Raw genomic sequence first — 20,486 nt, forward strand, 5'->3', positions numbered from 1 at the left:
GAGCTTTCGGATCCCCGCGCGCGGCGCGGCGCGGGCCTGGATGGAGGCGACGAGGTGCTCGACCTCGGCGCGGGTCCGGTACGCGGCGCGGGCGAGGAGATCGCCCACGTTCTCGTCGGTGAGAACCTGGCCGAGGAGCCCCACGGTAGACAGGCAGACGCGCCCATCGCGCAACGGCGCCTCGAGGCTCGGGAACCGGCGCAGCACGCGCATGGCCTGGATGCGCCGGCCGGCGGCCCCCTCCCGGAGGTGGAGGACCTTCAGGCAATAGGCCCAGAGCGAGGCATGCCCCGCCTCGACGAAGGCGCGCCGCCGTTCGAACTCGTCGAGGTGAAGGAGGAAGTCCACCTGGACGTTTCGTTCCTCTCCGGCGAGCTCGCGCAGGCGAACGGCGAGGACGCTCGAGTCGAGGGAAGCGGGGGCGAGCGAAGACATGGAGTGCACCTCCAGATGCACCCTTCGTAACACGCGTTTTCGGGAGCTCCGGAGGCGCTCCAGGCTCGCGCCAGCGCGGCCATCTTCGGCCTCCCCTCGGCAACCCCCTGCCGCGGTCGAACGCGCGCGCCAGGCCCAGGTGCGCGCGCGTGAGTGGCTCTGTCGCGCCGCCTCGAACCCAGGAGCGGAACTTCGGCGGGGAGCAGTCAAGGGCGTTCCTTCACGCACCGCAACTGGGACGGATTGTTCACATCGCCATGAATCGCGTACGACGGCCGGCACTACCTCTGGCGATAGTTGTTACGTACAGTGAACACACGCAAGCGCCTGCGCCGCTTCCGGCTCGCCTCCGCGCTTGGGCGCGAGCGCCCGCGGCAAGACGCTCTCGGTGGAGAGACGCTCGCCTGCACCCGCCACGCCCGCTGGGCCGCTCGGAACCGGTGCCCGGACAGCGCGATCCCACCTCGTCGATGCCCGAGTCCGATGTGCGCATCCATACGCCGGTCCATCGGCGTACGGCCCTCCGGCGGTCGGCCCTGAACTGTGATGAATCCTTCTGAGGGCTGCGCCCCGCCCCTCCGAGCAGAGCTCGTCGTCGCCTCCCCCGGGCGATCACCGCAGGGCCTCGTACACGTCCGCGGGCACCACCGGCGCGAGGCCGCCACCGCCGAGGATGTTGACCACCGGTGAGGCGGCGGCGCGGACGACCGAGCCGTCCGCCCGCGAGGGCCCGAGGCCGCAGTAGGTGGACAGGTCGCGGTAGAGGACGCCGCGCTCGAGGCCGTCGGGCGTCACGCGCGTCGCCGGCCGGCGCGCCGCGAAGATCCGCTCCTGCGCGACGAACCCGCCCCCGCGCGCGTCGCCGAGCGCCGCCTCGACGGTCCTCGCCCACTCCTCGCGCCCCTCCTCCGCGCCGAGGTGCACGCTCTTGCCGCCGTAGTCCCAGCTCCGCTTCAGCACCCAGCGCGCCTGCTCCTCGAGGAGGCGCGGCGCGAGCGTCTCCGTGAGCCGCCGCGTCACGGGGAGGCGCGCCGCGGCCGCGCGCTCCGCGGCGTCGAGCCCGGCGCGCGCGGCGAGCTCCCCGTCCTCCGCGCACTCCGACAGCCGCGCGAAGAGCGCCTTCGCCTCGAGCAGGCCGTTCACCGGGTTCACGAGCACGTGGCGCGCGGGGGCGAGCAGCGCGCGCGCGAACGGCGCCGCCGGGTCCACGCGGTTCGCCCACACGTGCCGGTAGAGCACGTCCCAGCGCTCGGGCTCGCACTCCGCGGGGACGAGGTTCGCCGCCGCGTGGCCCATCTGCCCGAGGTGGGCCGCGAGGCGCCGGAGCTCGCCGATCTGCGCGTCCCCGGGGCGTGCGACGATCGCGATCGAGGGGCGCTCGCGCGTGCCGCCGCGCGCCCGGTAGTACGCGACGAGCACCTCGCGGAGCCGCTCCATGTGGCTGCCGCAGCGGGCGACGAGCGCCTCCGCCTCGCGCGGCGGCTTCCCGCGCGCGGCCGCGGCGGCGCGGATCCACGCGTGCGCGGCGAGATCCGCGTAGCCGGACATGGCGGGGATGGTCGCGTTGAGCTCGAGCGCGCGGGGTGGCCCGCCGTCCTCCGGGACGAGGAAGTCGACCCGGGCGTGGAGCACGGGGAGCGGCGCCTCGGCGAAGAGCTTCGCCATCGCCTCCGCCTCGAGCCCCTCGAACGGCCCCACGAGCGCGGCGCGGTCGCGCGCGTCGCCCTGGAGGAGGAGGTGGCGCGCGAGCTTCACTGCGCCGGACAGGATCGCCTGGGCCTCCCGCGCGGCGGCGGCGAGCGCCTCGCGCGAGAGCACCTCCGGCTCGGCGACGAGCGGGATCGGCACCACGCTCCCGTCGGGCCTCGCCACCGTGAGCCCGCCCGCCCAGGCGCGCTCCGCCGCCGCGCGCCCGATCGTGGCGAGCGCGTCTCCCTCGAAGATCGGCTCCATCCGCTCCTCGCGCGGGCGTTGCGGCCCGCCTCGTGCCTCTGATAGGCACGCTGGCGTGAAGATCTACACGAAGAGCGGCGATCGCGGAGAGACCGGCCTGTTCGGGGGGCCGCGCGTGCGGAAGAGCGACGCGCGGGTCGACGCCTACGGCGAGGTCGACGAGCTCAACGCGGCGGTGGGCGCGGTGCGCGCCATCGTCGAGGACCCCGAGATCGACGCCCAGCTCGCGCGCGTGCAGCACGAGCTGTTCTGCGTCGGCGCCGAGCTCGCGACGCCGCACGAGGCGAAGGCGCGCGGCGCGATCCCGCCCATCGACGCGGCGTGGACCGCCCGGCTCGAGGCGGCGATCGACGCGTTCGACGCCGCGCTCCCGCCGCTCCGCCAGTTCGTCCTCCCCGGCGGCACGCGCGCGGCGGCGGCGCTCCACCTCGCGCGCTGCGTCTGCCGCCGCGCGGAGCGGCGGGTGGTGGCGCTCGCGGCCGAGGTCGAGGTGGCGCCCGAGGCGCTCGCGTACCTGAACCGGCTCTCCGACTTCCTGTTCGTCGCCGCCCGCCTCGCGAACGCGCGGGCGAGGCGCGACGAGACGATCTGGGATCCGCCGCGCGGGGGCGAGGGGTGAGGCCCGTCGCGCTCGTCACCGGCGCGGGCGTGCGGCTGGGGAACGCCATCGCGCGCGACCTCTCGCGCCACGGGTACACGGTCGTCGCCCACTACCGCTCGCACCCGCCGCGCGGCCTCGGCGGCGCGCTGCAGGCGGACCTCGCCCAGCCGGACGGGCCCGCCGCGCTCGCCGCCGCCTTCGGGCGCACCCACCGGCGGCTCGATCTGCTCGTGAACAGCGCCGCCGCGTTCGACGCGCTGCCGCTCGAGGAGACCGACGCCGCCGCGTTCGACTCGCAGATGGACCTCAACGCTCGCGCGCCGCTCCTGCTCTCTCGCGCGCTCCTCCCCCTCCTGCGCCGCGCGCGCGGCTCCATCGTGAACGTCGCCGACGTGGGCGGCGGGCTCGTGCCGTGGCGCGGCTTCGCCGCCTACGCGGCCTCCAAGGCGGCGCTCGTCCGGCTCACCGAGTGCCTGGCGCTGGAGCTCGCCCCCGAGATCCGGGTGAACGCCGTCGCCCCTGGGACGGTGCTCTGGCCGGAGACCTACCCGGAGAGGCTGCGCCGCACGCTCACCGCGCGCATCCCGCTGGGGCGGGCGGGCACCCCCGCCGACGTCGCGGCGGCCGTGCGCTTCCTCGCCGGGGCGCCCTTCGTGACGGGCGCGGTGCTCCCCGTGGACGGCGGACGCCACCTCTCGGGGCGAGCCTGAATCGCGGCGCGCTGTCGGCCGTCCCACCTCGCGTTGAAGCGTCCGACCCCCGCTGTTAGACTCCCTTGCGTCACATCAAAGCGGGCGGGCAATCAGCCCGCCACGGAGACTTTCGACACATGGATGCCATCACCCAGACTCCCGTCACCCCTGCCGCTCCCGCCGACGTAGGGACGGAGAATCCCGTCAGCCTCACCGCCAAGGCGATCGAGATGGTGAAGGACGCGATGGAGCGCGAAGGCCTCCACGCGTACGGCATCCGCGTCGGCGTCATGGGTGGCGGCTGCGCCGGCTTCCAGTACTCGATGGACTTCGAGAAGGATCCGCGCGAGGGCGACGTCGCGTTCGAGCAGGACGGCGTGAAGCTCTACGTCGATCCGATGAGCTCGATGTACCTCCAGGGCGTCACGATCGACTACGTGGTCGGCCTGCAGGGCGCCGGCTTCAAGTTCGTCAACCCGAACGCGCGTACGACCTGCGGCTGCGGGTCGTCGTTCTCGTACTAGGCGCGCGCCCGCGAGCGGCGGGCCCGTGATCGTCGCCGAGGGCCGGGGGATCCACTTCCCACCGGCCCTCGTGCTTCGAGGGGCCCGGCGAGGCGCGGCGGCGGGGGGTCGCAGCGATGCTCGTCGTCCGGAACGCCGTCGTCGGCCCCTTCGCCGCGAACGCCTACGTCGCCGCGTGCGACCGCACGGGCGAGGCGCTCCTCGTCGACCCGGGCGGCGAGGTCCCGCGCGTCCTCGGCCTCGTCGAGCCGGGCTGGCGCGTGACGCGGATCGTCTGCACCCACGGCCACATCGATCATGTCGCCGGGGCCGCCGAGGCGAAGGAGGCGACCGGCGCGCCGCTCTCGCTCCACGCCGCCGACGCGGGCTGGCTCGAGGCGCTCCCGCGCCAGGCGGAGATGTTCGGGTTCGACCCGGTCGTCGCGCCGGCCGTGGATCACCACCCCGCCGACGGCGAGTCCTTCCGCGTCGGCGCGTCCGAGGGGCGCGTCATCCACACGCCCGGTCACAGCCCCGGCTCGATCTGCCTCTTCTTCCCCGAGGAGCGGCTGCTCTTCAGCGGGGACACGCTGTTCGCGGGCTCGGTCGGGCGGACGGATCTCCCGGGCGGCGACTTCGACGCCCTGCACGCGTCCATCCAGGGGAAGCTCTTCCCGCTCGGCGACGAGGTGCGCTTCCACCCCGGCCACGGGCCGGCGGGCCTCCTCGGCGAGGAGCGGCGCTCGAACCCGTTCGTGGGGGAGAAGCCCCGGCGCGGCCGGTTCCTGTGAGCGGCGGCCGGGCTCGATCCGCTCGTCCCGAGCGGCGGCCCGAGCCCGAGGTCAGCTGTCCCTGGCCCGTCGATAGGACGGGCGGGCGACTCACTCCATCGACACGACGCCCAGGATGTTCTGCCCCGCGTCGACGTGCAGCACCTCGCCCGTCACGTTCCGCGCGAGGTCCGAGCAGAGGTAGAGGGCCGCGCTCGCGCAGTCCTCCTGGTCGACGTTCCGGCGGAGCGGGGTCTTCGCCGCGTTCTCGCCGAGCATGGTGCGCATGCCCTTGATGCCCGCGGCGGCGAGCGTCTTGATCGGCCCGGCGCTGATCGCGTTCACCCGGATCCCGTCCTGGCCGAGGTCCTCGGCGAGGTAGCGCATCGACGACTCGAGCGCGGCCTTCGCGACGCCCATCACGTTGTAGTTCCGGACGACCTTCTCGGCGCCGTAGTAGGTGAGCGTCACGATGCTCGAGCCGGCGGGCATCATCGGCTTGAACGCGCGGGCGAGGGCGATGAGCGAGTAGGCCGAGACGTCCATCGTGATGCGCCAGGCGTCGCGCGTCGTCACCTCGGTGAAGCGGCCGTCGAGCGCGCTGCGCGGCGCGAAGCCGATCGAGTGGACGAGCACGTCGACGCGATCCCAGACCTTGCCGAGCTCGGCGACCGTGCGGTCGATGTCCTCGTCCTTCGAGACGTCGCAGTCGAGGATGGCCTTCGCGCCGATACCCTCGGCGATCGGTCGGACGCGCTTCTCCATCGACTCGCCCGGGTACGTGAAGGCGAGCTCGGCGCCCTCGCGCTGGAACGCCTCGGCGATCGCCCACGCGATGGAGCGATCGTTCGCGACGCCCGTGACGAGCGCGCGCTTGCCGCGCAGGAGGCCGCCGAGGGAGCGCCGGACGTCGTCCGTCTCCATGCGCGCGCGGGTGACTTCCACGTTCTTGGGATCGATGGGGCTCATCTTCTGTCAGGCTCCTCGCGCGCGCACTGCGTCGAGCGCCTGCGAGAGCTCGCTCCGTGCGTGCATGTCGTTCGTGCGGGTCGCGGCCGCGATCCCGTCCTCGTAGGCCCGCGCCGCCTCGCCCTCGCGACCGGCGGTCTCCAGCGACTGGCCGAGCATGAGGTAGGTGGGGACGTAATCGGGCTTGCGCCGCGCCGTCTCGCGGAACTCCGCGATGGCCTCGTCTCCGCGGCCGGCGGTGCGGAGCGCCATCGCGAGCGAGTAGCGCGCGAAGGCGTCGTCCGGGCTCTTCGCCACGAACGCCCGGAAGGCCTCGATGCGCTGTTCCGGCGTCATAGGGGGGTAGGGTTGTACCCGAATCGACCGCTCGACTCCAGTAGCGGGGGAAGGCCGGCCGCCCCGCGGGAGCGGCCCCCGCAGGTTATGCTCGACCGCGGTGACGGCGGCACGCATCTCGGACTGTACGGGCGCGCTCATCGCGGGCGGGCGAGCGACGCGCCTGGGCGGCCGGCCCAAGGGGCTCCTGCGCGTGGGCGGCGAGCCCATCGCCGCGCGCTCGCTCAGGCTGTTCCGCGCGCTCTTCGACGGCGGCGCGCTCGTCGTCGCGAACGACCCCGCGCCCTACGCGGCGCTCGGCGCGCCCATCGTGCCCGATCTCGTCCCGGGGAAGGGCGCGCCCGGCGGCGTGCACGCCGCGCTCTCGGCGTCGCGCACGACCTGGGTGTTCACCGCGGGCTGCGACATGCCCTTCGTCTCCGAGGCCGGCGTCGCGCTCCTCGCGGCGCGACGCGCCGGGGTCGACGCGGTGGTGGTGCGCTGGCAGGGGCGCCTCGAGCCCTTGCACGCGCTCTGGTCGCGCGCGTGCCTGCCGCTCCTCTCGCGCCTCCTCGCGGAGGGCGATCCGTCGCTCCAGACGATCGCCCGCAGCGTCGAGGCGGCGATCGTGGAGGAGGCGGAGTGGCGCGCGATCGATCCCGAAGGCCGCGCCTTCGCGAACGCGAACACGCCCGAGGATCTCGCACGGCTCGGGCTCGTCGAGCCCGCGTGACGGCCCCGCGGCGCGCCCGCCGCGACCGCCACGACCGCTCTCGCCGCTCCGTCAACGCGGTCCCCATTCCCAGCGACTCGCGGAGCAAGCGCGCGCAAAGCATGCGGATGCCCGGATCCGACCTACCGCTCCATCGGTGGCCGCGGCCGTGTGCGGCGCGTCTTCTTGACGCACGTCAATTTAGGCCCCGAATGGCCACCGATGGGGTCTCTTCCAGCGTCGGCAATTCCTGCGCTAACCAGGAATCGCATCATCGACACGCACCGAGGAGCACGCGATGCGCCACATCGATCGCCTGTGCGGCGCGCTCATCGTCGCCGCCGCGCTCACCCCCACCCTGTCCAGCGCCGCCGTGGACCCGCGCGAGGGTGAGGCGCTGTACGTCGGCACGACCCCGCTCAAGAACGGCGGCGCGCCGTGCCTCGCCTGCCACGGGCTCGCGGGCCACGGGCTCGCCTTCAGCGCGAGCTTCGGGCCGGACCTCTCCGCCGCGGGGGAGACCTACGACGCGGAGACGCTCGCGACCGCGCTCGAGGACGTGCCCTTCCCGAGCATGGAGCCCATCTACCGCGGCCACGCGCTCACCCAGGGCGAGCGCGCGGACCTCGCGGCGTTCCTGCTCGAGGCGCGCGCGGCGCCGCCGCCCGCGGGTGGCGCGCTCGGGCGCCTGCTCCTCGAGGCGGGCCTCGTCGCCGCCGCGATCCTCGCGCTCCTCGCCGTCCTGTTCCGCCGCCGCATGCCGCCCGTCACCGCCGCGCTCGCGGCAGCCCGCCGTGCCGAGGGAGGATCCCGATGAGCTTCCTGCGCGACGTCCTCGATCCGGCCTCGCGCCGCTGGGAGCGGCTCTGGCGCGACCGGTACCAGCACGACCGCACGGTGCGCTCCACCCACGGCGTGAACTGCACCGGGAGCTGTTCCTGGAACGTGCACGTGAAGGAGGGGATCGTCGCCTTCGAGACGCAGGCGACCGACTACCCCGCCCTCGAGGGCGTGCCGCCCTACGAGCCGCGCGGCTGCCAGCGCGGCGCGTGCTACTCGACGTACCTCTACTCTCCGCTCCGCGTGAAGACCCCCTACGTGCGCGGCGCGCTCCTCGACGCGTGGCGCGCGGCGAAGGCCGCGGACGCCGATCCCGTGGTTGCCTTCGGCGCGCTCATGGCCGACCCCGCGCGCCGCGCCGCGCTCCAGGCGGCGCGCGGCAAGGGCGGCTTCCGCCGCGCGAGCTGGCAGGAGGCGCTCGAGATCGTCGCGGCGTCGATCGTCCACACCGTGAAGCGCTGGGGGCCGGACCGCGTCATCGGGTTCTCGCCCATCCCGGCCATGTCGATGCTCTCGTTCGCGGCGGGCTCGCGCTTCCTCCAGCTGCTCGGCGGCGTGAACCTCTCCTTCTACGACTGGTACTGCGACCTCCCGAACGCCTCGCCGGAGGTGTTCGGCGAGCAGACCGACGTCGCGGAGAGCGCCGACTGGTTCAACAGCAAGTACGTGCTCGTGCTCGGCTCGAACGTGGCGGTGACGCGCACGCCCGACGCGCACTTCCTCGCGGAGGCGCGCCACGACGGGTCGAAGGTCGTCGTCCTGTCACCCGACTTCAACCCCACCTGCCGCCAGTCCGACTGGTGGATCCCCGCGCACGCCGGGCAGGACGGCGCGCTGCTCTGCGCGGTGAACCACGTGCTGCTCACCGAGGTCCACGCGCAGCGCGAGGTCCCGGCGTTCCGCGACTTCCTCGCCCGCTACACCGACGCGCCGTTCCTCGTCGCGCTCGACGTGAAGGACGGCGTCGCCGCGCCCGGGCGCATGCTCCGCGCGGGCGCCCTCCCCCGCTACCGCGGAGAGGAGCACGGCGGGTTCAAGTTCCTGGTGTGGGATCGCGCCGCCGACGCCCCGCGCATGCCGCAGGGCACGCTCGGCTTCCGCTGGCAGGCGCGGAAGGGGCAGTGGAACCTGAAGCTCGAGGACGGCCAGGACGGCACGCCCATCGACCCGGTGCTCTCGTTCCTCGAGCGGCACGACGCGGTGGTCGAGCTCGAGGTGGCCGACTTCGGCTCGGACCGGGTGTGGCGGCGCGGCGTGCCGGTGCGCTTCGTCGAGACGGACGCGGGCCGCGTGGCGGTCGCCACCGTCCAGGATCTGCTCTTCGCGCAGCACGGGGTGGGGCGCGGGCTCGCGGGCGAGTACCCGGCGAGCTACGACGACGACGCCCAGCCGTTCACGCCGGCCTGGCAGGAGCGGTACACCGGCGTGGACCGCGCGCAGGTCGTGAGGCTCGCGCGCGAGTGGGCGGACACGGCCGAGCGCACCGGCGGGCGCTGCTCCGTCATCATCGGCGCGGGCGTGAACCACTGGTACCACGCGGACCTCGCCTACCGCGCCGCGCTCACGACCCTCATGCTCTGCGGCTGCGTCGGCAAGAACGGCGCGGGCCTGAACCACTACGTCGGCCAGGAGAAGCTCGCGCCGGTCGCGCCGTGGGCCACGCTCGCCGGTGCGCTCGACTGGGCGAAGCCGCCGCGCTTCCAGAACGCGCCCTCGTTCCACTACGTCCACTCCGACCAGTGGCGCTACGAGCGCGCCGAGCGCGAGGGGCGGCTCGACCCTGCCTCGCGCGGCGATCGCCCGCACGCGATGGACCACCAGATCCGCGCGGTGCGGCGGGGCTGGCTCCCCTTCTACCCGCAGTTCGACCGGAGCTCGCTCGAGCTCGCCCGGGAGGCGTCCGCCGCCGTCGGGCCGGATCCGAAGGCCATGACCGCCCACCTGGCGCGCGCGCTCGAGGAGAAGCGCGTGCGGCTCGCGGTGGAGGATCCCGACGCGCCGGAGGCGTGGCCGCGGGTGCTCCTCGCCTGGCGCGGGAACGCCCTCTCCTCGAGCGCCAAGGGGCACGAGTACTTCCTCCGCTACTACCTCGGCGTGAAGGCGCTCTCGATCGCCGAGGAGTCGCCAGACGGCGCGCGCGACGCGGTGGTGCGCCCCGCGCCGGAGGGGAAGCTCGACCTCGTCGTCGCGCTCGACTTCCGGATGACCACCACCGGCCTCCTCGCCGACGTGGTCCTGCCCGCGGCGACCTCCTACGAGAAGGACGACCTCTCCTCGACCGACCTCCACTCGTTCGTCCACCCGATGCAGGCGGCGGTCCCGCCCTGCTGGGAGGCGAAGAGCGACTTCGACGCGTTCGCGGCGCTCGCCGACGCGGTCACCGCGCTCGCGAAGGCGCACCTCCCCTCCCCCGTGCTCGACCTCGTCGCGACGGCGATCGCCCACGACACGCCCGCGGAGATGGGCGATCCCGAGACGCCGGACTGGGTGGACGGCGCGGCGCCGCTCGTCCCCGGCAAGAACGCGCCCGTGCTCTCGGTCGTCGAGCGCGACTACGCGCACCTCGCCGAGCGCTTCCGCGCGCTCGGGCCGCTCGCCCGCGAGCAGGGCGTCGGCGCCCACGGCCTCTCCTGGCCCATCGCCGATCTCTACGACGAGCTCGTGCGCGAGCGGCCCACCGTCACCTTCGGCGGGAAGACCTACCCTTCGGTCGCGACGGCGCGCGACGCCGCGAACGTGGTGCTGCACCTCGCGCCCGAGACGAACGGCGAGGTCGCCTGGCGCGCGTTCCACGAGGAGGAGAAGAAGGTCGGGGTGCCGCTCGCGGACCTCGCCGAGGGGACGCGCGGCGTGCGGACCACCTTCGAGGACCTCGCCGCCCAGCCGCGCCGCGTCCTCACGAGCCCGTGCTGGACCGGCATCGTGAACGACGGCCGGCCGTACACGGCCTACGCCCTCAACGTCGAGCGGCTCGTCCCGTGGCGGACGCTCACCGGCCGCGCGCACCTCTACCTCGATCACCCGGGCTTCCTCGCCGCCGGCGAGGGGCTCCCCACCTACAAGCCGAAGCTCGATCCGGCGCTCCTGCAGGACCTCGACGCCACCCAGGCGAGCGGGCCGGTGCTGAAGGTGAACTTCATCACCCCGCACGGAAAGTGGAGCATCCACTCCACCTACGGCGACACGGTCCGGATGCTCACCCTCTCGCGCGGGCTCCACCCGCTCTGGCTCAACGACCGCGACGCCGCCGGGACCGGGATCCGGGACGGCGACTGGGTCGAGGTCGTGAACGACCACGGCGCGGTGGTGACGAAGGCGGTGGTGAGCGCGCGCGTGCCGCGCGGCATCGCGATGCAGTACCACGCGCCGGAGCGGACGATCGCGACCCCGCGGACGCCCACGCGCGGCGGCCGGCGCGCGGGCGTGCACAACTCGCTCATGCGGATCCGCCTCAAGCCCACGCTCATGCTCGGCGCCTACGGGCAGATCTCGTACGGCTTCAACTACTGGGGGCCCACCGGGACGAACCGCGACGCGTACGCGCTCGTGCGCAGGCTCGAGCGGGCGCCGGAGTACTAGGAGGACACCATGGGAATGGACGTGCGCGCGCAGCTCGCGTCGGTGTTCCACCTCGACAAGTGCATCGGCTGTCACACCTGCTCGGTGGTCTGCAAGAACCTGTGGACCGACCGGCGCGGCTCCGAGCACATGTGGTGGAACAACGTGGAGACCCGGCCCGGGACGGGGTACCCGGCGCTGTGGGAGGACCAGGAGCGCCACCGCGGCGGCTTCGTGGTCGAGGACGGCGAGCTCCGGCTCCGCCTCGGCGGCCGCGGCAGCCTCCTCGAGCACCTGTTCCAGGCGCCGCGGCTGCCCACGCTCGACGACCAGTACGAGCCGTGGACCTACCGCTACGAGGATCTCTTCCAGGCGAAGCCCTCGGACGACCTGCCCACCGCGCGGCCGGTGTCGGCGGTGACCGGCCGCCCCATCGATCCGAGCGCCGGCCCGAACTGGGACGACGATCTCGCCGGCTCGGACGTCCACGCCGCCGCGGATCCCAACCTCGCCGCGCTCGAGCCGGCCGAGCGCGAGGCGCTCCTGGCGCTCGAGGGGCTCGTCTTCTTCCACCTCCCCCGCACCTGCAACCACTGCCTCAACCCGGCCTGCGCCGCCGCCTGCCCATCCGGCGCGATCTACAAGCGCGGCGAGGACGGGATCGTGCTCATCGACCGGGAGGCCTGCCGCGGGTGGCGCATGTGCGTCCCGGCCTGCCCGTACAAGAAGACGTTCCACTCCTGGTCGGAGGGGAAGTCGGAGAAGTGCATCGGCTGCTACCCGCGCGTCGAGAGCGGCGAGCCGCCAGCCTGCTTCCAGGCGTGCGTCGGCAGGATCCGCTACCAGGGGATCCTGCTCTACGACCCCGCGGCGGCCCTGCGCGCCGCGCGCGCGCCGGCGCAGGAGCTCGTCGCCGCGCAGCGCGCCGCGCTGCTCGACCCGGGGGACCCCGAGGTCGTCGCCGCGGCGCGCCGGAGCGGGATCTCCGACGCGACCCTCGACGCCGCGCGGCGCTCGCCGGCCGACCGGTTCGTGCGCCAGTGGGAGGTGGCGCTGCCGCTCCACCCCGAGTTCCGCACGCTCCCCATGGTCTTCTACGTCCCGCCCCTCTCGCCCGTGCGCACCGGCGCGGCCGACGGCGCGGCGCTCACCCAGGCCGACGCGCAGCGCATCCCGGTCCGCTACCTCGCCGCGATGTTCGCGGCCGGCAACGACGAGGTCGTCCGGGCCGCGCTCCGGCGGCTCGTCGCGGTGCGCACCCGCCGCCGCGCCGCCACCGTGGGCGACGTCAGCGAGGCGGACGCGGCCGAGGCGCTGAAGGCAGCGGGCCTCACCCCCGAGGCGGCCGACGCGCTCCACCGGCTCACCGTGTACCCGACGCTGCGCGAGCGCGTGGTGCGGCCGCCCGGCGGGCGCGAGGAGGAGACCGAGCAGCTCGTCGGGCTCCAGGGCCTCGCCGGCCTCCGCGCGAGGGTGCCGTGACCGGACCCGCGCTCTCGCGCGAGGCGGCGCGCGCCTTCGCCGAGCTCCTCTCGTACCCCGACGACGCGCTCCCCGGCCGCCTGCGGGCCCACGCGGGCCGGCTCCCCGGCGGCGTCGGCGCCGCGCTCGACGCGCTCGCCGACCGGCTCGCGCTGCTCGGCCCGGGCGGCGCGGAGGAGCTCTACACGGCCACCTTCGATCTCCGCCCCGCGGTGAGCCCGTACGCAGGCGTGCACCTCTGCGGCGAGGGGCCTCGCCGCAACGCGCTCCTCGCTCACCTCGCGTCCCTCCGCGCGGCGGCGGGCCTCGCGCGCGCGAGCGAGGTGCCCGACCACTTCGCGGAGCTCCTCCGCTACGTCGCCGAGGCGCCGGAGGGCGGCGAGGCGGAGGACGTCGCCGCCCTCGTGCTCGCCCCCGCCGCCCGGCGCGCGGCGGACGCGCTCCCCCACGACCACCCGTACCGGGCCGCCCTCGAGGCGCTCGTCGCGGCGCTGCCCGCGCCGGCCGGCCCGCCCGTCGCGCCCCAGGAGGCCGGACCATGACGGACCTCGTCCTCTTCGCCGTCGTCCCCTACGTCGCCGTCGCGCTCGCGGCGGCCGGGCTCGTCCTGCGCCACGCCGGCGCGGGCGCCCCCATCTCCGCCCGCTCGTCGCAGCTCCTCGAGTCGCGCCTCCTCCACTTCGGCGCCATCCCGTGGCACGTCGCGATCCTCGCGATCCTCTTCGCGCACCTCTTCGCGGCCCTCGCCCCGGGCGTCATGGGCCGCGTGCTCGGCCACCCGGCGCGGCTGCACCTCCTCGAGGTGACGGGCCTCGCGCTGGCAGGCTGGGCGCTCGCCGCCGGCGCGATCCTCCTGTGGCGCCGGCTCGCCCTGCCGCGCGTGCGCGCCGTGACGAGCGTGATGGACGTCGTCATCCTCGCGCTCCTCGTCCTGCAGGTCGGGCTCGGCCTCTACGTGACGCTCTCGCTCCGCTGGGGCTCGGTCTGGTACCTGCACACGGCCGTCCCCTGGCTCCGCTCGCTCTTCACCCTCTCGCCGGAGCCCGCCTACGCGGCCGTGCTCCCGACGCCGGTGAAGCTGCACGCGGTGCTCGCGTTCGTGCTCGTCGCGCTCATCCCGTTCTCGCGCCTCGCGCACGTCGTCGCGTTCCCGCTGCGCTTCGCCGGCGGCGTCCGCGGGCGCACGGTCTGGTCCCGCGCCCCCGCCGGCGTGACCCTGCCTCGGCCCGCCTCCGCCGTGCTGCGCTCCCGCGCGCTCGAGCCGCAGGTGCTCTCGGTCTGGGACCCGGAGGACGCGGCCGCGTGGGCGCGCAGCGGCGAGGCGACCGCGCGCCGCAACCTGTGGATCTCGATCTTCGCGCTCTTCCTCGCGTTCTGCGTGTGGATGGTCTGGAGCGTCGTGGTGGTGCGGCTGCCCGACGTGGGCTTCCGGCTCGACACCGGCCAGCTCTTCTGGCTCGCCGCGCTGCCGGGGCTCTCCGGGGCGACGCTCCGGATCTTCTACTCGTTCGCGGTCCAGCTGTTCGGCGGGCGGCTGTGGACGACGATCACGACCGCGTCGCTGCTCGTCCCGGCGATCGGCATCGGCGTCGCGGTGCAGGATCCCACCACCCCCTACCCGGTGCTCCTCGTCCTCGCGCTCCTCGCCGGCCTCGGCGGCGCGAACTTCGCCTCCAGCATGGCCAACATCGGCTTCTTCTTCCCCGGCGCCAAGAAGGGCACCGCGCTCGGCCTCAACGGCGGCCTCGGCAACCTGGGCGTGTCCGGGATGCAGCTCCTCGTGCCGTTCGCGATCACCGCCGGCGTGTTCGGCGCCCTGGGCGGCGCGCCGCAGGTCGTCGTGAAGAACGGCGTCCAGCAGAACCTGTGGCTGCAGAACGCCGGCTTCGTGTGGGTGCCGTTCATCCTCGTCGCGACGGCCCTCGCCTGGCTCGGCATGGACGACGTCGCGAGCGCGCGGGCGTCGTTCCGGGAGCAGGCGCGCATCTTCCGCAAGCGGCACACCTGGATCGTCTCCGCCCTCTACCTGGGGAGCTTCGGCTCGTTCATCGGCTTCTCGGCCGCGCTGCCGCTCCTCGTGAAGGGGTCCTTCCCCGGCGTGGACCCCGTGCGCTACGCGTTCCTCGGCCCGCTCGTGGGCGCGCTGTTCCGGCCGGTGGGCGGCTGGCTCGCCGATCGCGTCGGCGGCGCGCGCGTGACGCTCTGGAATTTCCTCGCCATGGCCGGGCTCGCGCTCGCCGTGCTCTCCTTCCTGCCGCGCGGCGGCGCGCCGGGCCACTTCGGCCCGTTCCTCGGCGCGTTCGTGCTCCTCTTCGCCGCGACGGGCGTCGGGAACGGCTCCACCTACCGCATGATCCCGGCGATCTTCGCGACCCTCAACCGCGCTCCCGCCGGCGCCGCTCCCGCCGCCCTGGCGGCCGCGCGCCGCGCGGCGGCGACCGAGTCCGCCGCGGTCGCGGGGTTCGCGTCTGCGGTCGCCGCGTACGGCGCCTTCTTCGTGCCGAAGGCGTTCGGGACCTCGCTCGCGCTGACCGGCGGCCCGGGAGCGGCGATCGTCGGGCTCGTCGTGTACTACGCCCTCGCCGTCGCGGCGACCGCGTGGTGGTACGCGCGGAGGGGCGCCGGGATCTCCTGCTGATCCCGAGCGCCCGGGGCGCAGCGAACCGGAGGGAGCGGGGAGCGCACGGCGCCGTCGACGTGGCGGCGCCGCGCGCGTCCCGTCTTCACCAGCTATAGCCCATGCCGAGCTTCAGGAAGGGCCCGTCCTCCCCGCCCGTGTAGCTCGAGAAGTTCTCGTCCTGCGCGTCTCCGGCGAGCCTCGCGCCCCAGCCGCCGCCCACCGTCGAGCTGAAGCCGCTCTCGTGGATGAAGTTGAAGCCGATCTCCCCGGCCACGCCGAGGCGCGCGAAGCTCGAGGAGCCCTGGACCGTCTCGCGCCCGAAGGCGAGGTCGAGGCGCGGCCCGATGCGGAGCCCCTCGTTGTTGCGCCCGAAGACGAACAGGTCGGCGCCGGTCCCGAAGCCGAAGGTGCTCACGTTGCCGTTCGTGGCGTTCGTGCGCGAGTAGCGCGCCGACACGAGCCACGAGGCGTGCTCCCACGGGAACGGGCGGATGTAGGCGGCGTTCACGCCGAGTCCGCTGAACCAGCCGAGCGGATTCGTCACGACGGTGTTGTTCACGGGACCGCGGGAGGTCATGCCGAAACCGACCCGTCGTCGCGCCGCGAGCTCGCCGTCCACCTGCGTGAACCCCGACGAGACGGTCTCGCCCGGCGGGGGCGTCACCGTGCCCACGCCCGCGGCGGCCACCGTACCGGCGCCGCTCCCGCGCAAAAGCCCCTCGCACCGCACGCGGAGCGCCGCCGCGTCGGTGCCTTGCTGCACGCGCCCGTTCAGGAGATCGATGCACTCGTCCGCGAGCGTCCGTCCGGGCGTGCTCCCGGCGGGCTGCTGCTGCGTCGCCTGCTGCTGCGTCGCCTGCTGCTGCGCCGCCTGCTGCTGCGTCGGCTGCTGCTGCGTAGGCTGCTGCTGCGCCCCCGGCTGCTGTTGCACTACCGGCTGCTGTTGCCGTGTGTTTGCCTGCTGGCTGCGCCCACCGTGCGCGCAGGCCGAGGCGATGAGCGCCATGAGCGTGGCCGCCCAGAGATTCTTTCGCATGGCCCCCTCCCGCCGCGTGGCGCCCGGCCGCACCGTCGCCGGCCGGCGTTCCGGCTCGCGGCTCCCGGTACTTCCCCGTTGCTAAGCGTGTGCACGGGGGCACCCCGGGCGCATCCGGCGGGTGTGCGACGTCCGGGCGAGCCGGCCCGCGGACCTCACCCGAGAGCGCGCGCGGCGAGGAGCCCAGCGACGCCCGCGGCGAGGCAGCCGAGGAGCGTGAGGGCGACGTTCGCGACGGCGTGCGCCGTGCCGCGCTCGAGGAGCGCGAGCGTCTCGTAGTTGAAGGACGAGTAGGTGGTGAAGCCGCCGAGGACGCCCGCGCCGAGGAAGAGCCGCGCCTCCGGCGAGATCCCCTCGCGCGCCCCCGCGAGCCCCATGAGCAGCGCGAGCAGGAACGAGCCCACGACGTTCACGATGAGCGTGCCGCGCGGGAAGTCCGCGCCGAGCGCGCGCGCCGCCCAGGTCGAGATGAGGTAGCGGGCGCCGCTGCCGAGCGCACCGCCCACGCACACGAGGAGGAGCCGGATCACGGCCGCCGGTCTATCGCGGCCGGCGCCGATCCGCAACGGCCGCGGCCCCCGTGCTAGGCTCGCCCTCGCACCGGAGGTCACCCCCATGATGAAGAGACGTGTCGCCCTCGTGACGGGCGCGAGCCGCGGCATCGGCGCGGCGACCGCGAAGCTCCTCGCGCGCCAGGGGGCCGCCGTGGCCGTGAACTGGTTCCAGAGCGAGGCGGCGGCCCGCGCCGTCGTGGACGAGATCCGCGCCGCCGACGGCCGGGCGATCGCGGTGAGGGCCGACGTCCGGGACCCCGCGCAGGTCGCCGCGATGGTCGCGGAGGCGGAGGGCGCGCTCGGCCCCATCGACACGCTCGTCGTGAACGCGTCCATCTCGTTCCCCATCCGCCCCTTCGTCGAGTACGCCTGGCCCGACTTCCAGGCGAAGCTCCTCGGCGAGCTCGGCGCCGCGTTCCACTGCTGCCAGGCGGTCGTCCCCGGCATGATCGCCCGGCGCTCCGGCTGCATCGTGGCGATCTCGAGCGGCCTGTCCCGCCACCCCGGCCCGGGCTTCTGCGCCCACAGCACCGCCAAGGCCGGGCTCGACGCGTTCGTCCGCGCCCTCGCGCTCGAGCTCGGGCCGCACGGGATCCGCGTGAACGCCGTCGCGCCCGGGCTCACCGACACCGACGCGACCGCCCACCAGCCCGCCGCCCAGAAGGAGGCCATGGCGCGGATGGCGCCGCTCCGCCGGATCGGCGTACCGGAGGACGTCGCGGGGGCGGTGCTGATGGTCGCGTCCGAGCACGGCCGCTTCCTCACGGGCGTCTACGTGCCGGTGAGCGGCGGCGCGCTCATGCCGTAGCCACCCGAGGTCGCGACGAGCGGCCGCCCGTGGCTACTGCGCGCGGACGGGCTCGAGGGCGTCGAGCGCGCGCGCGTACGCGGCGGCGTCGAAGCGCCCGCCGGAGAGCGCGGCGTCGAGCGCGTCCGCCGCCACGCGCCCCACCGCGTGGAGCGCGTCGTGGCGCGTGAGGCCGCCGGCCACGAGCCGCTCCACGGCCCGGCGCGCCTCCGGCGGCTCGCCCGAGGCGAGCTGGTCCTCGACCACCAGGTGGAGCGCGGCGTGGACGCGCGGCTTCGGCATCGGCGGGTGCGGCCGGGAGAGCTCGTGGTGGTGCGCCTCGACTGCGCGCAGGCGCTCCTCTTGCGGGGCGTCCTTCCAGGCGCGCGGCTCGGGCGCGCGATCGGCGTCGTAGTCCATGCTCGGCGCGGACCTTAGCGCCGCGCGCCGAGGTCCCGCAACCGCGTCAATACGCGTGACATCCCACGCAGAGCGGACGGGTGGCCACCGCCTCGCCCGGCCGCGGCTTCCGCGCCTGGGCCTCGCCCCCGTCTTCCCCGGCGAGGGCCGCCCGTGCATCGAACGCCGGGCGCGCCTCGGCGCCGGGCGGCAGCGCGACGTGCGCCGCCCAGGGCGAGGCGGCGTCGTGGCAGCTCGCGCAGCGCACCTCCCCGTCGGGCAGCGGGATCTGCCGGCGGGCGACCTCGGCGGGGTCGCGCAGCTCGGAGGGGCGACGCGCCTGCGCCTGCGCGTATGGGACGTCGACCGGGTGCGCGTGGCCGGGAGCGCTCGGGTGGCAGGCCACGCAGGCGGCGCTCGACGCGGTCGCCTGGGGCGAGTGGAGCGCGCAGGTGTCCCCGACGGCGGCGGCGGTCGGCGAGCGCGGCGCGACCTCCGCCCCGCCCGGAGCGGCCAGGACCCAGAGCGCGAGCGCAGCGACCCGTGAACGCCCCGTCATGACGGCCTCCCCGCACAGGAGATAGGGGCGCCCGGGCTCACCGAGGAGCCCCGCGCACGGGCTCGGCCGCGCGAGGCGACCCGCCGCGCATCCGTTAAGTCGGACGATCATCCGTTGTCCGCTTGACAGGACTTTCGTCCGCCATCTAGGATTGCCCCACGATGCGCGCCCGCCTCCTCGTCCTCCCCCGCCCCGCCGCGCATCGGCCGCTCCACCGGCGCTGCACCTGTCGCCGGCCGGCGCCTCCCGCGCGAATGCGCGGCTGAGCGCCGGCGATCCACCCCTCCACTCCTGAAGCACGACGCGCCGGCTCGCCGGCGCGCTCGAGGCGAAGCCCTGCCCTCCCGACGAGGAACCGCCATGCCCGCCGCTCCCCCCTCCACCCTCCCCTGGCACCGCCGCGAGGACACCTGGGCGATCTTCATCGCGCTCGGCCTCGTGCTCGCCGTCACGAGCGCGTTCTTCCTCGGCGCGACCCGGCTCGTCTCGACTGCGGCGCTCTCCTTCCCCGCGTGGTCCGACGCGGGGAAGGTGCTCGCGACGCTGCAGGCGAACCCGGCCGCACCGCTCGTGCTCTTCGGCGTCTTCCTCGCGCTGTTCGGCGCCGCCTCGGCGGTGATCGGCTGGGACGTCGCGAAGTACGCCGCCGGGTTCGGCGTGCTGTTCGTCTTCTCGATCGCGGTCGCGATCCTCGGCTCGAACGAGGTGCTGAAGGCCTGGCAGCTCGAGCCGCCGCTGCTCGCGCTCGTCGTCGGCATGGTGCTCGGGAACGCCGTCGCGCTGCCGCGCTGGTTCCAGTCGGCGCTCCGCACCGAGTTCTACGTGAAGGTCGGCATCGTGCTCATGGGCGCCACGCTGCCGTTCACGATCATCCTCCAGGCCGGGCCGCTCGCGATCCTGCAGGCGACGATCGTCGCCGTGACGACCTTCGTCGCGATCTACCTCGCCGCGACGCGCCTGTTCGGCCTCGATCCGCGCTTCGGCGCGACCCTCGGCGCGGGCGGGTCGATCTGCGGCGTGTCCGCGGCGATCGCCATCGGCGGCGCGTGCCGCGCCGAGAAGAGCCACGTCTCGGTGGCGATCTCGATGGTGATCCTCTGGGCCGTCGCGATGATCTTCCTCCTCCCCGTCGGGGCCCGGCACCTCGGCCTCGCCCCGGGGCAGGCCGGGGCCTGGATCGGCACCTCCGAGTTCGCCGACGCCGCGGGCTTCGCTGCCGCCGCCACCCTCGGCGACGAGCGCGCCATCAAGACGTTCACGCTCATGAAGGTGGTCGGGCGCGACATGTTCGTGGGGGTGTGGGCGCTCGTGGTGGCGTTCCTGTCGGTGACGCGCTGGGAGCGCAAGGGCGCGGCGGAGGCGGAGCGGGTCCGCCCGGCCGAGGTCTGGCAGCGCTTCCCCAAGTTCATCCTCGGGTTCCTGGTCGCGTCGCTCGTCGTGACGGTGGTGCTCGCCTCGGTCGACGCGAAGATCGGGACGCAGTTCTCCAAGGAGGCGATCGGGCCGCTCAAGAACCTGCGCGGCTGGGCGTTCACCTGGACGTTCCTCTCGATCGGGTTCACGACGCGCTTCCGCGAGCTCACCCGGTTCGGCTGGCGCCCGTTCGCGGCTTTCGCGCTCGGCGTCCTCGTGAACGTCCCCCTCGGCTACTGGCTCTCCAGCTCGGTGTTCGCGTCCTACTGGGACGCGGTGAAGTAGGGG

General features: G+C 74.6%; 19 protein-coding genes and 1 pseudogene. 12 read left to right on the plus strand and 8 right to left on the minus strand.

Annotated elements, in window-relative coordinates; all coding sequences use genetic code 11:
* Positions 1-435: pseudogene (locus MNY62_RS11265) on the minus strand (HNH endonuclease); the annotation flags it as partial.
* A 612-nt stretch (positions 436-1,047) separates the two neighbouring features.
* Positions 1,048-2,388 carry a hypothetical protein gene (locus MNY62_RS11270; RefSeq protein WP_242344255.1) on the minus strand — a complete coding sequence of 447 codons (1,341 nt, stop codon included), beginning with the start codon at positions 2,386-2,388 and terminating at the stop codon, positions 1,048-1,050.
* Positions 2,389-2,443: 55 nt separating this feature from the next.
* Between MNY62_RS11270 and MNY62_RS11275 the strand changes: the two genes are divergently transcribed.
* The 4 genes from MNY62_RS11275 to MNY62_RS11290 all read left to right on the plus strand — a co-directional run bounded on the left by MNY62_RS11275 (position 2,444) and on the right by MNY62_RS11290 (position 4,975).
* Positions 2,444-3,007, plus strand: a complete 564-nt coding sequence (locus tag MNY62_RS11275) for a cob(I)yrinic acid a,c-diamide adenosyltransferase (protein ID WP_242344256.1) — start codon at positions 2,444-2,446, stop codon at positions 3,005-3,007.
* The gene (locus MNY62_RS11280) at positions 3,004-3,699 is read left to right on the plus strand and encodes an SDR family oxidoreductase (protein ID WP_242344257.1); all 696 of its coding nucleotides are present in this window, start codon (positions 3,004-3,006) and stop codon (positions 3,697-3,699) included. The genes MNY62_RS11275 and MNY62_RS11280 overlap by 4 nt, the downstream gene beginning before the upstream one ends.
* Before the next feature lie 119 nt (positions 3,700-3,818).
* Positions 3,819-4,205, plus strand: coding sequence for an iron-sulfur cluster insertion protein ErpA (gene erpA / locus MNY62_RS11285; RefSeq protein ID WP_242344258.1), 387 nt, complete (start codon positions 3,819-3,821; stop codon positions 4,203-4,205).
* A 116-nt stretch (positions 4,206-4,321) separates the two neighbouring features.
* The gene (locus tag MNY62_RS11290; protein ID WP_242344259.1) at positions 4,322-4,975 is read left to right on the plus strand and encodes an MBL fold metallo-hydrolase; all 654 of its coding nucleotides are present in this window, start codon (positions 4,322-4,324) and stop codon (positions 4,973-4,975) included.
* 90 nt (positions 4,976-5,065) lie between these two features.
* Here MNY62_RS11290 and MNY62_RS11295 read toward each other — a convergent pair whose 3' ends face one another.
* On the minus strand, positions 5,066-5,923 hold the full coding sequence (locus MNY62_RS11295; protein WP_279426450.1) for an enoyl-ACP reductase FabI: 858 nt from the start codon (positions 5,921-5,923) through the stop codon (positions 5,066-5,068).
* A 6-nt stretch (positions 5,924-5,929) separates the two neighbouring features.
* Entirely contained in the window at positions 5,930-6,259 is a 330-nt protein-coding gene (locus MNY62_RS11300) for a tetratricopeptide repeat protein (protein WP_242344260.1), read from the minus strand.
* 100 nt (positions 6,260-6,359) lie between these two features.
* On the opposite strand from MNY62_RS11300, the gene mobA reads away from it, so the two are divergent.
* The 6 genes from mobA (at position 6,360) to MNY62_RS11335 (ending at position 15,468) form a co-directional block, all read left to right on the plus strand.
* Positions 6,360-6,971, plus strand: coding sequence for a molybdenum cofactor guanylyltransferase (gene mobA / locus MNY62_RS11305; protein WP_242344261.1), 612 nt, complete (start codon positions 6,360-6,362; stop codon positions 6,969-6,971).
* A 277-nt stretch (positions 6,972-7,248) separates the two neighbouring features.
* The gene (locus MNY62_RS11310; RefSeq protein ID WP_242344262.1) at positions 7,249-7,767 is read left to right on the plus strand and encodes a c-type cytochrome; all 519 of its coding nucleotides are present in this window, start codon (positions 7,249-7,251) and stop codon (positions 7,765-7,767) included.
* Positions 7,764-11,369 (plus strand): nitrate reductase subunit alpha, encoded by a 3,606-nt coding sequence (locus tag MNY62_RS11315; RefSeq protein ID WP_242344263.1) that lies wholly within the window; start codon positions 7,764-7,766, stop codon positions 11,367-11,369. Before MNY62_RS11310 ends, MNY62_RS11315 begins: the two co-directional genes overlap by 4 nt.
* A gap of 9 nt (positions 11,370-11,378) precedes the next feature.
* On the plus strand, positions 11,379-12,830 hold the full coding sequence (gene narH, locus MNY62_RS11320; RefSeq protein WP_279426451.1) for a nitrate reductase subunit beta: 1,452 nt from the start codon (positions 11,379-11,381) through the stop codon (positions 12,828-12,830).
* The gene (locus MNY62_RS11325; protein WP_242344264.1) at positions 12,827-13,372 is read left to right on the plus strand and encodes a molecular chaperone TorD family protein; all 546 of its coding nucleotides are present in this window, start codon (positions 12,827-12,829) and stop codon (positions 13,370-13,372) included. Before narH ends, MNY62_RS11325 begins: the two co-directional genes overlap by 4 nt.
* Complete coding sequence (locus tag MNY62_RS11335; protein ID WP_279426452.1) at positions 13,369-15,468, plus strand: NarK family nitrate/nitrite MFS transporter; 2,100 nt, start codon at positions 13,369-13,371, stop codon at positions 15,466-15,468. The genes MNY62_RS11325 and MNY62_RS11335 overlap by 4 nt, the downstream gene beginning before the upstream one ends.
* Before the next feature lie 85 nt (positions 15,469-15,553).
* Here the strand turns inward: MNY62_RS11335 and MNY62_RS11340 are convergent, their stop codons facing one another.
* Positions 15,554-16,486 carry a hypothetical protein gene (locus MNY62_RS11340; protein WP_242344265.1) on the minus strand — a complete coding sequence of 311 codons (933 nt, stop codon included), beginning with the start codon at positions 16,484-16,486 and terminating at the stop codon, positions 15,554-15,556.
* Positions 16,487-16,641: 155 nt separating this feature from the next.
* Entirely contained in the window at positions 16,642-17,016 is a 375-nt protein-coding gene (gene crcB, locus MNY62_RS11345) for a fluoride efflux transporter CrcB (RefSeq protein ID WP_242344266.1), read from the minus strand.
* Between the two features lie 85 nt (positions 17,017-17,101).
* On the opposite strand from crcB, the gene MNY62_RS11350 reads away from it, so the two are divergent.
* Positions 17,102-17,848 carry an SDR family NAD(P)-dependent oxidoreductase gene (locus MNY62_RS11350; RefSeq protein WP_242344267.1) on the plus strand — a complete coding sequence of 249 codons (747 nt, stop codon included), beginning with the start codon at positions 17,102-17,104 and terminating at the stop codon, positions 17,846-17,848.
* 33 nt (positions 17,849-17,881) lie between these two features.
* Here MNY62_RS11350 and MNY62_RS11355 read toward each other — a convergent pair whose 3' ends face one another.
* Together MNY62_RS11355 and MNY62_RS11360 are read right to left on the minus strand one after the other, a co-directional pair.
* On the minus strand, positions 17,882-18,247 hold the full coding sequence (locus MNY62_RS11355; RefSeq protein ID WP_242344268.1) for a DUF1841 family protein: 366 nt from the start codon (positions 18,245-18,247) through the stop codon (positions 17,882-17,884).
* 46 nt (positions 18,248-18,293) lie between these two features.
* Positions 18,294-18,785 (minus strand): hypothetical protein, encoded by a 492-nt coding sequence (locus MNY62_RS11360; RefSeq protein WP_242344269.1) that lies wholly within the window; start codon positions 18,783-18,785, stop codon positions 18,294-18,296.
* Between the two features lie 360 nt (positions 18,786-19,145).
* Between MNY62_RS11360 and MNY62_RS11365 the strand changes: the two genes are divergently transcribed.
* Positions 19,146-20,483: a YeiH family protein gene (locus MNY62_RS11365; protein WP_242344270.1), complete on the plus strand. Its 1,338-nt coding sequence runs from the start codon at positions 19,146-19,148 to the stop codon at positions 20,481-20,483.
* Positions 20,484-20,486: the final 3 nt, after the last annotated feature.

Source organism: Anaeromyxobacter terrae (genome assembly GCF_022690685.1).
GTDB lineage: Bacteria > Myxococcota > Myxococcia > Myxococcales > Anaeromyxobacteraceae > Anaeromyxobacter > Anaeromyxobacter terrae.

Coding starts and splice junctions, on each gene's coding strand:
- MNY62_RS11270 (WP_242344255.1), bottom strand. CDS start 2,388: ATGGAGCCGATCTTCGAGGGAGACGCGCTCGCCACGATCGGGCGCGCG.
- erpA (WP_242344258.1), top strand. CDS start 3,819: ATGGATGCCATCACCCAGACTCCCGTCACCCCTGCCGCTCCCGCCGAC.
- MNY62_RS11290 (WP_242344259.1), top strand. CDS start 4,322: ATGCTCGTCGTCCGGAACGCCGTCGTCGGCCCCTTCGCCGCGAACGCC.
- MNY62_RS11295 (WP_279426450.1), bottom strand. CDS start 5,923: ATGAGCCCCATCGATCCCAAGAACGTGGAAGTCACCCGCGCGCGCATG.
- MNY62_RS11300 (WP_242344260.1), bottom strand. CDS start 6,259: ATGACGCCGGAACAGCGCATCGAGGCCTTCCGGGCGTTCGTGGCGAAG.
- MNY62_RS11310 (WP_242344262.1), top strand. CDS start 7,249: ATGCGCCACATCGATCGCCTGTGCGGCGCGCTCATCGTCGCCGCCGCG.
- MNY62_RS11315 (WP_242344263.1), top strand. CDS start 7,764: ATGAGCTTCCTGCGCGACGTCCTCGATCCGGCCTCGCGCCGCTGGGAG.
- narH (WP_279426451.1), top strand. CDS start 11,379: ATGGGAATGGACGTGCGCGCGCAGCTCGCGTCGGTGTTCCACCTCGAC.
- MNY62_RS11335 (WP_279426452.1), top strand. CDS start 13,369: ATGACGGACCTCGTCCTCTTCGCCGTCGTCCCCTACGTCGCCGTCGCG.
- MNY62_RS11340 (WP_242344265.1), bottom strand. CDS start 16,486: ATGCGAAAGAATCTCTGGGCGGCCACGCTCATGGCGCTCATCGCCTCG.
- MNY62_RS11350 (WP_242344267.1), top strand. CDS start 17,102: ATGATGAAGAGACGTGTCGCCCTCGTGACGGGCGCGAGCCGCGGCATC.
- MNY62_RS11355 (WP_242344268.1), bottom strand. CDS start 18,247: ATGGACTACGACGCCGATCGCGCGCCCGAGCCGCGCGCCTGGAAGGAC.
- MNY62_RS11360 (WP_242344269.1), bottom strand. CDS start 18,785: ATGACGGGGCGTTCACGGGTCGCTGCGCTCGCGCTCTGGGTCCTGGCC.
- MNY62_RS11365 (WP_242344270.1), top strand. CDS start 19,146: ATGCCCGCCGCTCCCCCCTCCACCCTCCCCTGGCACCGCCGCGAGGAC.